The organism is Streptomyces tateyamensis, from assembly GCF_003205575.1.
Lineage (GTDB): Bacteria > Actinomycetota > Actinomycetes > Streptomycetales > Streptomycetaceae > Kitasatospora > Kitasatospora tateyamensis.
In genome coordinates this window covers 4123-18556 of sequence record NZ_PYBW01000043.1, presented here as the reverse complement: position 1 = coordinate 18556, position 14434 = coordinate 4123, and the positions used below count along the sequence as shown (strand labels likewise).

Annotated in this window: 13 protein-coding genes; 12 read left to right on the top strand and 1 reads right to left on the bottom strand. The window is 73.3% G+C overall.

The window, feature by feature from the left end; all coding sequences use genetic code 11:
* The first annotated feature begins 86 nt into the window (after positions 1 to 86).
* The 4 genes from C7C46_RS13910 to C7C46_RS13895 all read left to right on the top strand — a co-directional run bounded on the left by C7C46_RS13910 (position 87) and on the right by C7C46_RS13895 (position 5328).
* Positions 87 to 1097 (top strand): ABC transporter substrate-binding protein, encoded by a 1011-nt coding sequence (locus tag C7C46_RS13910; RefSeq protein WP_110669388.1) that lies wholly within the window; start codon positions 87 to 89, stop codon positions 1095 to 1097.
* A gap of 211 nt (positions 1098 to 1308) precedes the next feature.
* Positions 1309 to 2997 (top strand): flavin monoamine oxidase family protein, encoded by a 1689-nt coding sequence (locus C7C46_RS13905; RefSeq protein ID WP_110669386.1) that lies wholly within the window; start codon positions 1309 to 1311, stop codon positions 2995 to 2997.
* Between the two features lie 210 nt (positions 2998 to 3207).
* Positions 3208 to 4164, top strand: coding sequence for an SPFH domain-containing protein (locus C7C46_RS13900; RefSeq protein ID WP_110669384.1), 957 nt, complete (start codon positions 3208 to 3210; stop codon positions 4162 to 4164).
* A gap of 132 nt (positions 4165 to 4296) precedes the next feature.
* A complete protein-coding gene (locus tag C7C46_RS13895; protein WP_110669382.1) occupies positions 4297 to 5328 on the top strand; it encodes an LLM class flavin-dependent oxidoreductase in 1032 nt (343 codons plus the stop codon).
* A gap of 31 nt (positions 5329 to 5359) precedes the next feature.
* On the opposite strand, the gene C7C46_RS13890 is transcribed toward C7C46_RS13895, so the two are convergent.
* A complete protein-coding gene (locus tag C7C46_RS13890; protein WP_146259088.1) occupies positions 5360 to 5908 on the bottom strand; it encodes a DUF402 domain-containing protein in 549 nt (182 codons plus the stop codon).
* A 107-nt stretch (positions 5909 to 6015) separates the two neighbouring features.
* Here C7C46_RS13890 and C7C46_RS13885 point away from each other — a divergent pair, with 107 nt between their 5' ends.
* The 8 genes from C7C46_RS13885 (at position 6016) to C7C46_RS13850 (ending at position 14381) form a co-directional block, all read left to right on the top strand.
* Entirely contained in the window at positions 6016 to 7212 is a 1197-nt protein-coding gene (locus C7C46_RS13885) for an ROK family transcriptional regulator (RefSeq protein WP_110669378.1), read from the top strand.
* A gap of 475 nt (positions 7213 to 7687) precedes the next feature.
* Complete coding sequence (locus C7C46_RS13880) at positions 7688 to 8713, top strand: ABC transporter substrate-binding protein (RefSeq protein WP_110669376.1); 1026 nt, start codon at positions 7688 to 7690, stop codon at positions 8711 to 8713.
* A 75-nt stretch (positions 8714 to 8788) separates the two neighbouring features.
* Positions 8789 to 9745 carry a TauD/TfdA dioxygenase family protein gene (locus tag C7C46_RS13875; protein WP_110669374.1) on the top strand — a complete coding sequence of 319 codons (957 nt, stop codon included), beginning with the start codon at positions 8789 to 8791 and terminating at the stop codon, positions 9743 to 9745.
* 29 nt (positions 9746 to 9774) lie between these two features.
* A complete protein-coding gene (locus C7C46_RS13870; RefSeq protein ID WP_110669372.1) occupies positions 9775 to 10665 on the top strand; it encodes an ABC transporter permease in 891 nt (296 codons plus the stop codon).
* A gap of 14 nt (positions 10666 to 10679) precedes the next feature.
* Complete coding sequence (locus C7C46_RS13865) at positions 10680 to 11516, top strand: ABC transporter ATP-binding protein (protein WP_110669370.1); 837 nt, start codon at positions 10680 to 10682, stop codon at positions 11514 to 11516.
* A gap of 5 nt (positions 11517 to 11521) precedes the next feature.
* A complete protein-coding gene (locus tag C7C46_RS13860) occupies positions 11522 to 12067 on the top strand; it encodes a flavin reductase family protein (protein ID WP_110669615.1) in 546 nt (181 codons plus the stop codon).
* 5 nt (positions 12068 to 12072) lie between these two features.
* Positions 12073 to 13404, top strand: coding sequence for an LLM class flavin-dependent oxidoreductase (locus tag C7C46_RS13855; RefSeq protein ID WP_110669368.1), 1332 nt, complete (start codon positions 12073 to 12075; stop codon positions 13402 to 13404).
* A gap of 26 nt (positions 13405 to 13430) precedes the next feature.
* On the top strand, positions 13431 to 14381 hold the full coding sequence (locus tag C7C46_RS13850; RefSeq protein WP_110669366.1) for a TauD/TfdA dioxygenase family protein: 951 nt from the start codon (positions 13431 to 13433) through the stop codon (positions 14379 to 14381).
* Positions 14382 to 14434 lie beyond the last annotated feature (53 nt).

The following is a 14434-nucleotide window of genomic DNA, read 5'->3' as shown; positions in this document are numbered from 1 at the left end:
CCCCGCGCCACCAGACCCCGCTCTTCGGGCGCCGGCCCACAGCCGAGCCGGCACCCGACCTCCGCACCACGAAGGAGAACCGCACCATGCCGACCACCCGCAGACCGCGCACCCGCCGCACGGCCGCCCTGCTGATACCCGCCGCCACCGCCCTCGCCCTGGCCGCCACCGCCGCGTGCAGTTCCACCAGCGGCAGCGGCTCGCCGGCCGCCGGGCCCGCGCACAAGAAGGTCACCCTGATCACCGGGGTGAAGAGCGACCCCTTCTACATCACCATGACCTGCGCCGCGCAGGCCGAGGCCCAGGCCAAGGGGATGGACTTCACCGCCGAGGGCTCGGCCCAGTGGGACGTCTCGGTGCAGCGGCCGCTGATCGACTCGGTGGCCGCCGTGCGGCCGGACGGCCTGCTGGTCTCGCCGGTCGACACCAGCGCGCTGACCCCCTCGCTCAAGCAGATCCAGTCCGCCGGCACCAAGATCGGGCTGGTCGACACCTCGGTCACCGACGCCTCGGTCGGCATCACCCGGATCTCCTCCGACAACGAGGCCGGCGGCAAGGTCGCGGCCAAGGCGCTGGCCCAGCAGATGGGCGACAAGGGCTCGGTCATCGTGATCAGCGTCAAGCCCGGCATCTCCACCACCGACGCCCGGATCAAGGGCTTCACCGAGGAGATGGCCGCCCACCCCGGCATCACCGTGCTGCCCACCCTGTACGACAACGACCTGCCGGCCACCGCCGCCTCGCAGATCCAGGCCACCCTGGCCGCCCACCCCGACCTCGGCGGCGTCTTCGCCGGCAACACCAACACCGGCCAGGGCATCGCCACCGGCCTGCAGCAGGCCGGCAAGCAGGGCACGGTCAAGGTCGCCGCCTTCGACGCGGAGCCCGACGAGATCACCGCCCTCAAGGCCGGCACCCTCCAGGTCCTGGTCGCCCAGGACCCGGCGGCCATCGGCACCCAGGCCGTCGACCAGCTCGCCGCCGCCTTCGCCGGCCAGCCGGTCCAGGCGCAGATCGGCACCACCATGGTCGCCATCACCAAGGACAACATCGACGACCCGAAGGTCAGCAAGTACGCCTACAAGGCGGGTTGCTGACGCAGCATCAGGAACGAGCGGGTCCTCGGCCGCCGCTGGGAGGCCGAGGACCCGGCCCCGGCTGTCACTGACATGGTGTCAAGCTCTTCGCCCGCCCCGGTACACGCTGCCCATCCCCGCCGAGCGGTCCGGTTCCGCACACTAGGCCAACTCCCGCGAACGGAGCACCCTCCCCACCCCGGCCCGGTACGGAACGTAAGGAACCCCCCAGATGGCACGCTCCCACCAGCTCTGGCACCTCAAGCGGCTGTTCGCCGACCAGGGGGCCGCGGCGCGCCTGCGCCTGCCCCTCGACGAGTACCAGGGCCTGCGCGACGAGGCGGTCGCCGAGCCCGACGGACTCTCCCGGCGCCGCCTGCTGACCCGGGCGGCCGGCCTCGGCCTCGCCGTCACCGCGCTCGGCACCGTGCCCAAGGCGCACGCCGCCCCGGCCACGGGTGCCAAGTACAGCGGCCCGGCGCCGCGGATCGCCATCATCGGCGCCGGCATCGCCGGGCTCAACGCCGCCCTCACGCTGGCCGACAAGGGCATCGCCGCAACCGTGTACGAGGCCAACCCGAGCCGGATCGGCGGCCGGATGTACTCCGGCGGCAGCCCGTCCACCCCCGGGCTCTGGGCGCAGGGCCAGGTCTCGGAGTACGGCGGCGAGCTGGTCGACACCGCGCACAAGACCGTGCAGGCGCTGTGCCGGCGGTTCGGCCTCGGCCTGACCGACGTGCTGCAGGCCACCCCGGCCGGGGCCGAGCAGATCCTGCGGTTCAACGGCGCGTACTACCCGCGCACCCAGGCCGACCAGGACTTCAAGCAGATCTGGCAGACCATCCAGGCCGACTCCCACGCCACCAGCTCCGCGCCGAGCTGGAACAGCCACACCGCGGCCGACGTCGCGATGGACAAGCTCTCGATCCGGGGCTGGATCGACTCCCGGGTGCCGGGCGGCCACAGCAGCAACCTGGGGGCCTTCCTCGACGTCGCCTACGCGGTCGAGTACGGCGCCGACACCACCGACCAGTCCTCGTTCGCCCTGCTCCAGCTGCTCTCCTCACAGGCCAACCCGGGCAGCTTCGCCATCTGGGGCGGCTCCAACGAGCGCTACCACATCACGGGCGGCAACGACCAGCTGCCGCACGCCGTGGCGGGCGCGCTGCCGGCCGGCACCGTGCAGCGGGGCTGGAGCCTGCAGGCGGTGGTGAAGAACGCCGACGGCAGCCAGACCCTCACCTTCGCGGTGGACGGCGGCGGCGCCCGGACCGTCACCGCGGACCACACCATCCTGGCCGTCCCGCTGCCGATCCTGCAGCGGCACATCGACCTCTCCCAGGCCGGGCTCGACCCGATGATGCAGGGCGTCCTGGCCCACATGACGATGGGTGCCTGCACCAAGCTGAACATGCAGTTCAGCAGCCGCCCGTGGACCGGCAGCGGAGCCTGGCCGGGCAGCTCGAACGGCGAGTGCTTCAGCGACCTGCCGTTCCAGCAGGCCTGGGACGTGACCCGGGGCCAGAGCGGCAGCGACGGCATCGTGGTCCAGTACGGCGGCGGCACCCCGGCCCGCTCGCTCACCCCGCCCAGCGCCTTCACCGACGCGAGCACCGCCTACACCGCGAACCTGGCCCGCACCTACCTCGGCCAGATCGACCAGCTGTGGCCCGGCACCGGCGCGGCCTGGACCGGCCGGGCCACCCTGTCGGCCTGGCACCTCAACCCGTACTCCTACGGCGCCTACTCCTACTGGCCGGTGGGGTACCTGACCAGCTACGCCGGCTACGAGGGCACCGCGCAGGGCCGGCTGCACTTCGCCGGCGAGCACACCTCGTACGACTTCCAGGGCTACATGGAGGGCGGCGCCGAGAGCGGTGCCCGGGCGGCCCAGGAGGTGCTGACGGCGATCGGCGCCTGACGGCCCGACGGCGTCCGCGCGGCCGGCCGCCGCAGGTCCCCCCGCACCGCGGGTGCGGGGGGACCTGCGTGTTCGGGGGTCGACAAGTGCTGACGCGGGCTCAGCGGCGTGCGCCCGGGGCGGGCGGCCTGGACTCCGCCATCTCGTCAGGTTGACGATAAATGGTCGGCTCCGTTATCGTCAGAGGGACGAGAAGGAGGGGGTCCAGTCATGGCTGACATCACCAAGCGGTTCGGCCTGCGCCACCTGCGCGCCGTGCCGACCGCGCACATCCGCCACCTGCACGGCGGGCGGCTCGCGCACGAGGGCACCGGGCTCGCGTTCTGGTTCCGCCCGCTGGCGGCGGCGATCTCCGAGGTGCCCGCGGACGACCGGGAGCTGTCGCTGGTCTGCCACGCCAGGACCGCCGAGTTCCAGGACCTGGCGGTCCAGGCCACCCTCACCTACCGGATCACCGACCCCGAACGGGCCGCCGCCCGGATCGACTTCAGCATCGCCCCGGATTCCGGCGAGTGGCAGGGCGACCCGCTCGACCAACTGGCCACCCTGCTCACCGAGACCGCCCAGCAGCACGCCCTGGAGCTGATCGCCCGCACCCCGCTCGCCGCCGCGCTCGCCGACGGGGTGCGCACGGTGCGCCAGGCCGTGTCCGACGGCCTGGCGGGCGACCAGCGGCTGGCCGAACTGGGCTTGGCGGTGCTCGCGGTGCGGATCACCGCGCTGCGCCCCGAACCCGAAATGGAACGGGCGCTGCGCACCCCCGCCCGCGAGCAGGTGCAGCAGGAGGCCGACCGGGCGACCTACGGGCGGCGGGCCGTCGCGGTCGAGCGGGAACGCAAGATCGCCGAGAACGAGCTGACCAACAGGATCGAACTGGCCCGCCAGGAGGAGGAGCTGGTCACCCGACAGGGCGCCAACGCCCGCCAGGAGGCCGAGCAGCAGGCTGCCGAACTCGCCTGGTTCGTCCGCGAGGCCTGGCCCTCCCCGGTCACCGGCACCACCCTGGTAGAGGGGCGCTGCACGGCGGGCGAGGAACTCGCCCTCACCGTCGAGTCGGACCAGCTGGTGGCCTTCGGCGACGGCGTCGAGTCGGACGCGCTCCAGCTGACCTGGGGTCAGACGGTTCGCCTGCGGGTGGCCCGGGAGCGGCTGCGGCTGGTGGTCTGAGGGGACCCTCCCCAGCCCGGCCGTCGTGAGGTACGCCCCGAGTGTGGCGTGCCGGTGTCCGCCGTGTGTCCCCCAGTGACGATCGCCGGGCCGCGGTTGTCCCGGGGCCCGGGCCGTGTGAGGGTGGCGGGCGTGCCCCAGACGAACCAACCGCTGCGCAAGCTCGGCTTCCTGACCATCGGCCTGTTCGACCCGGCGGACCCGGCGGCGGGCCACCGCACCACCCTCGAACTCATCGAGCTTGGGGAGCGGCTGGGCTTCGACAGCGCCTGGGTGCGCCACCGCCACCTGCAGTACGGCATCTCCTCTCCCGTCGCGGTGCTGGCGGCGGCCTCGCAGCGGACCGGCCGGATCGAGCTGGGCACGGCGGTGACCCCGCTGGGCTGGGAGAACCCGCTGCGGCTGGCCGAGGACCTGGCGACCGTCGACCTGCTCTCCGGCGGCCGCCTCAACCCGGGCGTCAGCGTGGGGCCGCCGATCCACTTCGACCAGGTCAAGGACGCCCTCTACCCGGACAGTGCGGCGGCCGAGGACTTCGGCCACGAGCGGGTGCGGCGGCTGCTCGGCTTCGTGCGCGGCGAGCCCGTCACCGCCTTCACCGGTACCGAGGGCATCGAGGAGTACTCCGACCGGGTCCAGCCCCACTCCCCGGGACTGGGCCGGCGCCTCTGGTACGGCGCCGGCAGCCTGGCTTCGGCCCGCTGGGCCGGCGAGCACGGGATGAACCTGCTGACCAGCAGCGTGGTCAAGGCCGAGGAGTCCACCGCGGGGTTCGCCGAGATCCAGCAAAGCCAGATCCGCACCTTCCGTGCCCACCACCCCGAGGGCGAGCGCGCCCGGGTCTCGCAGGGCCTGGTGGTCATCCCCACCGACAGCGCCTCGCCGCAGCAGCGTGCCAAGTACGCGGAGTACGTCCGCCGGCGCACCCCGCGCACCGAAGCACCGCAGGGCCCGGCCCGGCTGCTGTTCGCGCCCGACCTGATCGGCAGCTCCGACCAGCTGGCCGAGGCGCTGTACGCGCACGCGGGCTTCCGCGAGGTCGACGAGGTCGCGTTCGCGCTGCCGTTCTCCTTCGAGCCCGAGGACTACCTGCAGATCCTCACCGACCTCGCCACCCGCCTCGGCCCGGCCCTCGGCTGGCACCCGGCGCACCGGGTCGGGTGACGCGCCGTCAGGTGGGCTCTCGCGGTCGGGTTCAGTCCAGCAGGCGCCGGTCGCGCGGCAGTTCCGCGGTGCGCAGCTCCTCGACCAGCGGTGGCGGGAACTCCGGCCGGCTGCGGGTCGTGTCGTGGCGGCGGTTGAGGCGGCGGTCCAGGAAGCGCTGCATCCGGCGCAGCCCCTCGGCGGCCCGGTCCGGGCTGAGCCGGCCGTCCGCCGGCGCGTCGGCGTAGTCGTCCAGGTCGAGCAGCCGGTACGGGTGGTCGGGCGGGCCCACGATCACGTCGAGCCACAGGTCCTGGGTACGCAGCAGGCGGCGGTCGGCACCGTCCCACGCCAGGGTCAGCAGGTCGCGGTACCACCAGCCGCGCTGCTCGGGCGGGAACAGCACCGGCTGGTTGACCTGCAACCCCTCGTCCAGCAGCACGAAGGTGCGCTGGACGTGCTCCGCCCCGTCCTGGTGGAAGCCCCAGTCGTAGGCGACCACGTCGCCGCGGCGGATACTGGCGGCCCGCAGCCGGCCGTTGTGCAGGATGGACACGCGTTCGTCGCAGGGCAGCGCGGTCACGGGTTCGTCCGAGGTCACCGGGCACGGTAGCAAGGCCGGCCCGCCCGGGCGAGGTTCGCAGGAACGCCATGCAACCGTAACCGTCGTCCATTGAACCCGGCGGCCCGCGTTGGCACGATACCCCCATGCCGCTCGCACTGGTCGCCGACCCCGCGCCGCCGGCCACCACGGCCGACCGGCCGGACGGGGCCGCGGCGGTGCTGCGCGTGGTGCTCGACCACGGACCGGTGGGGCGCGGCGAGTTGAGCCGGCGCACCGGTCTCAGCCCGGCCGCCGTCTCGCGGCACAGCACGGACCTGGTGGGTCTGGGGCTGGTGCGCGAGGCGGCGCAGTCCCGGGAGCCCGCCCGGCCCGGCCGCCCGCGGATCCCGCTGGAGATCAACACCACCCAGCACGTGGCGGCCGGGGTGCACATCGCCGCCCCCTACCTGACCTTCGCGCTCACCGACCTGCGCGGGCGCGTGGTGGTGCACGAGCGGATCGCCCGGCCGCAGGGCGCCGACGCGGCCTGGGTTGCCGCCCACCTGCCCGGCTTCCTGCGCCGACACGCCGGTGAGCGCTCGGTGCTCGGCGTCGGCGCGGTGACCGGCGGCTGGGTGGATCCGGCGCTCGGCACCGTGGTGGAGAACGCCGCACTCGGCTGGCACGAGGTGGCGCTGCGCCAGGAGCTGGAGCGGGCCACCTGGCTGCCCGTGCACGTGGAGGGCCACGCGCACGCGCTCGCCCAGGCGGAGTACCTGTTCGGCGCGGCGCGCGGCACCGACCTGGTGCACCTGTTCGCCGGCAACGTGGTGGACGCCGCCGTGATCGCCGGGGCCACCCCGCTGCGCGGACGGCGCAACGGCGCCGGCGGCATCGCCCACCTGCCCGTGCCGGGGTCCGCCGACCCGTGCCCGTGCGGTGCCACCGGCTGCCTGCAGGCCACCGTCTCCGACCGCGCGCTCGCCGCGCGGGCGGCGGCGGAGGGCGTCATCGCGGAGCCCGACCTCCTGCTGCTGCTGGCGGCCGCCCGCGACGGGGACGTCCGCGCGTTGGAGCTGTGCCGGTACCGGCTGCGCCTGCTGGCCGGGGCCGTGAGCCTGCTGCTCGACCTGATGAACCCCCAGGCCCTGGTGCTCACCGAGGCCGTGACGGTCCACCTGCCGCAGCTGCTGCCGGTGCTGCACGCCGCCGTGGCGGAGCGCGGGCCCCGGGCCGGGGAGACCGTGGTCCGGGCGGGCTCGTTCGGTGCCGAGACGCTGGCCGTCGCGGCCACCGCCCCCGTGCTGGCGGCCGTGCATCAGGACCCGCTGGGCCTGCGCACCGTGCGGAGCGCCCGATGAACGCGGGGCGCGGGGCGGCGGCCATTACTTCCACGCTGTCAGAAAATATTGCCGATGCCCCGGCCACCGGGGAGACTTCAGACATGGACGCACAGCGCAAGGCCACGATCCGGGAGGCCGCCGGCCGGCAGCCCGTGAACGCCTTCCGCCTGCACCACTTCGCCGGCCTGGGCTGTTGAGCCGTTAGCTGCCTGGCTGTCCAGCTGCTGAGCTGCCTGATCCCGCGTGATCGCCGTTGTCGGCGTGCTCCCGTGATGTTCCGGGGTGTGTTCGACCGGTCCGCGCAGCGTTCCCGCTGACACTTTTCGCTATCTGTCATCTGTCATCCGTCAGCTGCACTCCGTCAGCCGGCGACTGGCAGACCCCATCGTCGTCCCGTCACCCCGCACCGTTCTTCCGTCACGGCCACCGCCCGGTGCACCCCTGTGCCGACCCCGTGCCCCGCCGTGTCGCGTCCACCTCGCTAGGAGCGCCCATGCTTCCCCGTGCCGTCCGCCGTGCCCGTCCGCTCGCCCTGGTCGCGCTGCTCTCGCTGGTCGCCGCCTGCGGCACCAGCGCGAGCGCCGACAGCGCCACCGGCGGTGGCAGTTCCGGGCAGCTGACCCTGCACCTCGGCGACCAGGGCAAGTACCTGCAGACCCTGCTCGACACCTCCGGCCAGTCCCAGGGCCTGCCCTACAAGCTGGTCTTCGACCAGTTCAACAGCGGTCCGCTGGTCAACCAGGCGTTCGCCGCCGGGGCGATCGACCTCGGCGTGATGGGCGACACCCCGGCCATCTACGCGGCCGCCGCGGGCGTTCCCGTCGACGTGGTCGCGGTCAGCCACACCGTCGGCCCCGGCTACACCCTGGTGGCGCGGGCCGGCACCGGCATCCACACCCTGGCCGACCTCAAGGGCCACAAGGTCGCCTACTCCAAGGGCACCGCCAACCAGGGCTTCCTGATCCAGGCCCTGGACACGGTCGGCCTCAAGCAGCAGGACGTCACCCCGGTGGACGTGCCGCTGCAGAACGTCGGCGGGGTGCTGGAGTCCGGCACGGTGGACGCCGCGACCGCCTCGCCGCAGGACCTGATCACCTACCAGCGGGCGCACTCCGACGCGGTCCAGCTGATCAACGGTCAGCAGGTCTCCTCCGGCTACACCTTCTGGCTGGCCGCACAGAAGTCGCTCGGCGACCCGGCCCGCCGCAAGGCGCTGCTGGACCTGGTCGGCCGGATCGTCAAGGCGAACACCTGGAACCGGGCCCACCCGGACGCCTGGATCGACGCCTACTACGTCAAGGTCAACAAGCAGTCCCCGGAGGTCGGCAAGCTCATCTGGCAGGCCGCGGGGGAGACCAGGTTCGCGGCGCTGGACGGCCAGGTGGTGGCCGCCCAGCAGCGGCAGGCCGACTTGTTCCTCGCCAACGGCCAGGTGCCCAAGAAGGTCGACGTCTCCGGTGAGTTCCCCGCCGACGTCGAGCGCGACTTCAACCCGGCCGTCGCGGCCGGACAGAACTGACGATCAGTCAAAGCGCAGACCTCCGAAGCGCAGACCTCCAAAGCAGACCTCCAAAGCCAACAAGGAGAAGCCCTGATGAGCAGCATCTCGGTCAGCCCGGTGGCCGGTCACATCGGCGCCGACATCGACGGCGTCGACCTGTCCCAGCCGCTGCCGGCGGAGTCCGTGCAGCAGATCAAGCAGGCGCTGCACCGCCACAAGGTCGTGTTCTTCCGCGGCCAGCAGTTGGACCACGCGACCCAGATCGCCTTCGCCCGCCAGTTCGGCGAGCTGACCTACGCCCACCCGCACGACGACACGCCGCCCGCCGACTTCCCGCAGATCTTCACCATCGACCCGCAGCGCTTCGAGGAGCGCTACGGTTCCGGGTTCCGGGAGGAGTACCGCAAGCGCCAGTACAGCTACTTCGACGGCTGGCACACCGACGTGACCGCCGCGGTGAACCCGCCGGCCGGTTCGATCCTGCGCGCCGAGGTGGCGCCCGAGATCGGCGGCGACACCCAGTGGACCAACCTGGTGGCCGCCTACCAGGGTCTGTCCGCACCGCTGCGGGCCTTCGTGGACACCCTGCGGGCCGAGCACCGCTACGGTGGCGCACGGGAGTTCGGGGCGGACAGCGCGTACGCCAAGCGGATCGAGAGCAACCTGCTGGTGGCCGTGCACCCGGTGGTACGGGTGCACCCGGAGACGGGGGAGCGGGCGCTGTTCGTCAACCCCGGCTTCACCAGCCACCTGGTCGGTCTGACGGCCGCCGAGAGCCGGCGGGTGCTCGACCTGCTCTACGCCGAGATCACCCGCCCCGAGTACACCGTGCGGTTCCGCTGGGAGCCCGGGCACGTGGCCTTCTGGGACAACCGGGCCACCGCCCACCTGGCGCCGCGCGACCTGGAGCACCTGGACGTGGCCCGCACGCTGCACCGGGTCACCCTGATCGGCGAGGTGCCGGTCGGCCCGGACGGGCGGGAGAGCGAGCTGGTGCACGGCCGTCCGTTCACCGCCGACCGCGTCGCCAGTCTGTCCGGCGCGGTCTGAGCCGTCCCGTCCCGCAGAGAGGAGAGACCATGACGACCGCAGCCGCGCTCGCCCCGCCGTCCGCCCCGCCGCCCGCGGCACCGTCCGTCCGGCCGGCCGAGGACGGCGCCCCCCTGGTCGACGCCGCCGGACTGAGCCGGCCGCGCCGGCCCCGGGTGCCGCTGCCCCGGCCGCTGCGGCGGCTGGCCGGTCCGCTGATCCTGGTGGCCCTGTGGCAGTTGGCCGGCAACCTGGGCGCGATCGACTCCCGGGTCCTCGCCACCCCGGGCCAAGTACTGTCAGCTGGTTGGGAGTTGGCCAGGACCGGTGAGCTGGCGAGCAACCTGCTCGCCTCGCTGGCCCGGGTCGCCCAGGGCCTGGTGATCGGGGTGTCCCTCGGCGTGCTGCTGGCGGTCCTCGCCGGGCTGTTCCGGCTCGGCGAGGACCTGGTCGACTCCACCCTCCAGGTGCTGCGCTCGCTGCCGGTGCTCGGGCTGCTGCCGCTGGTGATCATCTGGTTCGGCGTCGGCGAGGAGCCCAAGGTCGCGCTGGTCGTGTTCGCCACCGTCTTCCCGGTGTACCTCAACACGTACGCCGGCATCCGCGGCGTGGACAGCCGGCTGGTGGAGTCGGCCCGGGTGTTGGGGCTCAGCCGGGTCGGGCTGATCCGGCACGTGGTGCTGCCCGGCGCGGTGCCCGGCTTCCTGGTCGGGCTGCGCTTCGCGCTCACCAGCTCCTGGCTGGTGATCATCATCGCCGAACAACTCAACGCGACCAGCGGCATCGGCTACCTGATGAACCAGGCCCAGGCCTGGTACCGCACCGACATCATCGTGCTCGGCCTGCTGATCTACGGACTGCTGGGCCTGGGCGCCGACGCCGTGGTCCGCCTGCTGGAGCGCCGCCTGCTCCGCTGGCGGCGCGGGTTCGACGGGAACTGAGGGGAAGTCAGGCCATGACTACGGCTACTGAGACCACCACGACGGCAACTGCGAGCATTGCGAGAGCGGTTGAGCCCGACACGGCCGGCGTGGCGGCCGAACCCGCTGCTGCCGCCGGCCTCGCGGACACCGCGGTGCTCGCCCGCGACCTGCGCCGCTCCTTCGCCGACCGGGAGGTGCTGGGCGGCCTGGACCTGCGGATCCGCCGCGGCGAGTTCCTCGCCCTGCTGGGCCGCAGCGGCTCCGGCAAGAGCACCCTGCTGCGCGCCATGGCCGGCCTCGACCCGGACTTCACCGGGCAGTTGCTGGTCCCGCAGCGCCGCTCGGTGGTCTTCCAGGACCCGCGGCTGCAACCCTGGAAGCGGGTGCTGGACAACGTGGTGCTGGGCCTGCCCGGCTCGCGCTCCGAGAACCGGGCCCAGGGCCTGGCCGCGCTGACCGAGGTCGGCCTGGCGCAGCACGCGCAGGCCTGGCCGGTCACCCTGTCGGGCGGTGAGGCGCAGCGCGCCGCGCTGGCCCGGGCACTCGTGCGGGAGCCCGAACTGCTGCTGCTGGACGAACCGTTCGGCGCCCTGGACGCGCTCACCCGGATCCGGATGCACGGCCTGCTGCGTGAGCTGTGCCGCCGGCACCGGCCGGCCGTGCTGCTGGTCACCCACGACGTGGACGAGGCGGTGCTGCTGGCCGACCGGGTCGTGGTGTTGACCGAGGGCCGGCTCGGCCCCGCCCACGAGGTCCGGCTGCCAGCCGAAAGGCCGCGCAGCCACCCGGAGTTCGCCGCGCTGCGGGCGGCTCTGCTGGCCGCGCTCGGAGTGCTCGCCGAGTCCGGGTCCGAGGTGGAGGCGTCGTGACCGATCTGCTGCCGGCCGCCGAGGCCCCGCAGGTGGAGCTGGTCTCGCGGGTCTCGCGGGAGGGATTCCGGCAGGCGTTCCGCCACTACCCGGCGGGCGTGGTCGTGGTCACGGCCGACGCCGGGCGCGGCCCGGTCGGGTTCACCGCGACCTCGCTCAGCTCGCTCTCGCTCGATCCGCCGCTGATCTCCTTCGGCATCGCCACCGGCTCCTCCAGCTGGCCGCACCTGCGGGACGCGACGACGGCGGTGGTCAACTTCCTCGGCGCGGACCAGGAGCCGCTGGCCCGGCGGTTCGCCACCAGCGGCATCGACCGCTTCGCCGCGCCCACCAGCTGGCACCGACTTCCCGGCGGCGAACCGGCGCTGGACGGCACCTCGGGCCGACTCACCGTGCGGATCGAGCAGTTGGTGACGGCGGGCGACCACCGGCTGGTGCTGGCCCGGGTCGAGGAGATCTCGCTGGCCCACGCCCCGCAGCCACTGCTCTACCACGACGGCCGCTACCACCCGCTGCCGTCTGCCCACACCACTACAGCTGAACGGAGCTGACCACCTTGAGCTCGGCCGAACGCCAACTGCACCTCAACCTGTTCATCCTCGACACCGGCCACCACGAGGCCTCCTGGCGGCTGCCGGAGTCCGACCCGCTGGCCCACATCGACCTGGCGTACCACCAGAACCTGGCCCGGATCGCGGAGGCGGCCGCCTTCGACTCGGTCTTCCTGGCCGACGCCCCGGCGCTGTGGGGCGACGTGGGCCAGCGGCCGAGCGGCCGGCTGGAGCCGATCCTGCTGCTGGCGGCGCTGGCCGGCGCGACCAGCCGGATCGGCCTGATCGCCACCGCCTCCACCAGCTACAACGACCCGTACAACCTGGCCCGGCGGTTCAACTCGCTCGACCACCTGTCCGGCGGCCGGGCCGGCTGGAACATCGTCACCACCGCCGGTGACGCCGCCGCCCGCAACTTCGGCCTGGAGGCGCAACCGGCCCACGCCGAACGCTACGAGCGTGCCGCCGAGTTCCTGGAGGTGTCGGCCCGGCTCTGGGACAGCTGGCAGGACGACGCCGTGGTGGCCGACAAGGAGCGCGGCGTGCACGCGCTGGCCGAGCGGGTGCACCCGATCGAGTACGCCGGCCGGTTCTTCCGGGTCGAGGGCGCACTCAACGTGCCGCGCTCGCCGCAGGGCCACCCGCTGCTGGTGCAGGCCGGGTCGAGTGAGAGCGGCAAGGACTTCGCGGCCCGCTGGGCGGAGGCGGTCTTCACCGCGCAGCTCACGCTGGCCGAGGGCCAGGCGTTCTACGCCGATGTGAAGCGGCGCGCCGCCGCCTTCGGCCGCGACCCGGAGCACGTGAAGATCCTGCCCGGGATCGTGCCCGTGATCGGCGACACCGAGGCCGAGGCGCGGGAGCTGGAGGCCGAGCTCGACCGGCTGATCCGCCCCGAGTTTGCCCAGCGCCAGCTGGCCGGCCTGCTCGGCCTGTCGCCCGAACAGCTGCCGCTGGACCAGCAGTTGCCGGCCGACCTGCCCGAGGAGGAGCTGATCGAGGGTGCCAAGAGCCGCTACACGCTGATCGTGGAGCTGGCCCGCCGCGAGCAGTTGACGGCTCGTCAGCTGATTGCCCGGCTCGGCGGCGGGCGCGGCCACCGCACCTTCGCCGGGACGGCGGAGCAGGTCGCCGACACCATCGAGGAGTGGTTCCGCCACGGCGCGGCGGACGGCTTCAACATCATGCCGGCCGTGCTCCCCTCCGGTCTGGAGGTCTTCGCCGAGCGGGTGGTGCCGATCCTGCGCGAGCGGGGCCTGTTCCGCACCGAGTACACCGGCCGCACGCTGCGCGAGCACTACGGACTGCCGCGCCCGGCCAACCAGTTCGTCACCGCGTAGCCCACCCGCCAGCTGAGGAGCCAATCATGACCACTGCCACCACTGCCCTGACCCAGCTGCGGCTGACCCCGGCAGCCGGCCGGATCGGCGCGATCGTCCACGACGTCACGCTGGGCGGTGACCTGTCCGCCGAGACGGTGGCCGCGATCGAGGCCGCGCTGTACGAGCACAAGGTGCTCTTCTTCCGCGGCCAGCAGCACCTCGACGACGCCGGCCACGAGGCGTTCGCCCGCCTGCTCGGCCAGCCGGTCGGCCACCCGACGGTGCCCAGCGTTGACGGCCGGTACATCTTCGAGCTGGACGCAACCAAGGGCGCTCGGGCCAACAACTGGCACACCGACGTGACCTTCGTGCCCTCGTACCCGAAGGCGTCCATCCTGCGCGCGCTGGAGCTGCCCGAGGCGGGCGGTTCCACCGTGTGGGCCAACACCGTCGCCGCGTACCAGGACCTGCCGGCGCCGCTGAAGACGCTGGCCGATAGCCTGCGCGCGGTGCACACCAACGACTACGACTACGCAGCTCGGCCGGACGCGAGCCCCGAAGCCGCCGAGCTGTTCCGGCGGGTCTTCGTCTCCACCACCTTCAAGACCGAGCACCCGGTGGTGCGGGTGCACCCGGTGACGGGGGAGAAGACGCTGCTGCTCGGCGGCTTCGCCCAGCGGATCGCAGGTCTGCCGACCGCGGACAGCCAGGCACTGCTGGCGCTGTTCCAGCGGTACGTGGAGCGGCTGGAGAACACGGTGCGCTGGGACTGGCAGGTCGGCGACGTGGCGATCTGGGACAACCGGGCCACCCAGCACTACGCGGTCAACGACTACGGCGACCAGCCGCGCCTGGTGCGCCGGATCACCCTGGACGGCGACCTGCCGGTGGGCGTGGACGGCACGGCGAGCCGCCTGCTGGAGCCGGCCGACCCGCCGGCGGTGCCCGGCCTCGTCCCGGCCGAGCAGCTCGAAGCGGCACTGCACCAGGGCTGACGGCCTGTCACCACCGCTCACCCGGGCCGCACCCTGCCCGCCCCGCTGCGCCA

What these genes read in the sequence shown, in the direction of transcription:
- C7C46_RS13880 (WP_110669376.1), top strand. Translation starts at nt 7,688, where the DNA reads ATGCTTCCCCGTGCCGTCCGCCGTGCCCGTCCGCTCGCCCTGGTCGCG.
- C7C46_RS13865 (WP_110669370.1), top strand. Translation starts at nt 10,680, where the DNA reads ATGACTACGGCTACTGAGACCACCACGACGGCAACTGCGAGCATTGCG.
- C7C46_RS13905 (WP_110669386.1), top strand. Translation starts at nt 1,309, where the DNA reads ATGGCACGCTCCCACCAGCTCTGGCACCTCAAGCGGCTGTTCGCCGAC.
- C7C46_RS13885 (WP_110669378.1), top strand. Translation starts at nt 6,016, where the DNA reads ATGCCGCTCGCACTGGTCGCCGACCCCGCGCCGCCGGCCACCACGGCC.
- C7C46_RS13910 (WP_110669388.1), top strand. Translation starts at nt 87, where the DNA reads ATGCCGACCACCCGCAGACCGCGCACCCGCCGCACGGCCGCCCTGCTG.
- C7C46_RS13870 (WP_110669372.1), top strand. Translation starts at nt 9,775, where the DNA reads ATGACGACCGCAGCCGCGCTCGCCCCGCCGTCCGCCCCGCCGCCCGCG.
- C7C46_RS13850 (WP_110669366.1), top strand. Translation starts at nt 13,431, where the DNA reads ATGACCACTGCCACCACTGCCCTGACCCAGCTGCGGCTGACCCCGGCA.
- C7C46_RS13900 (WP_110669384.1), top strand. Translation starts at nt 3,208, where the DNA reads ATGGCTGACATCACCAAGCGGTTCGGCCTGCGCCACCTGCGCGCCGTG.
- C7C46_RS13875 (WP_110669374.1), top strand. Translation starts at nt 8,789, where the DNA reads ATGAGCAGCATCTCGGTCAGCCCGGTGGCCGGTCACATCGGCGCCGAC.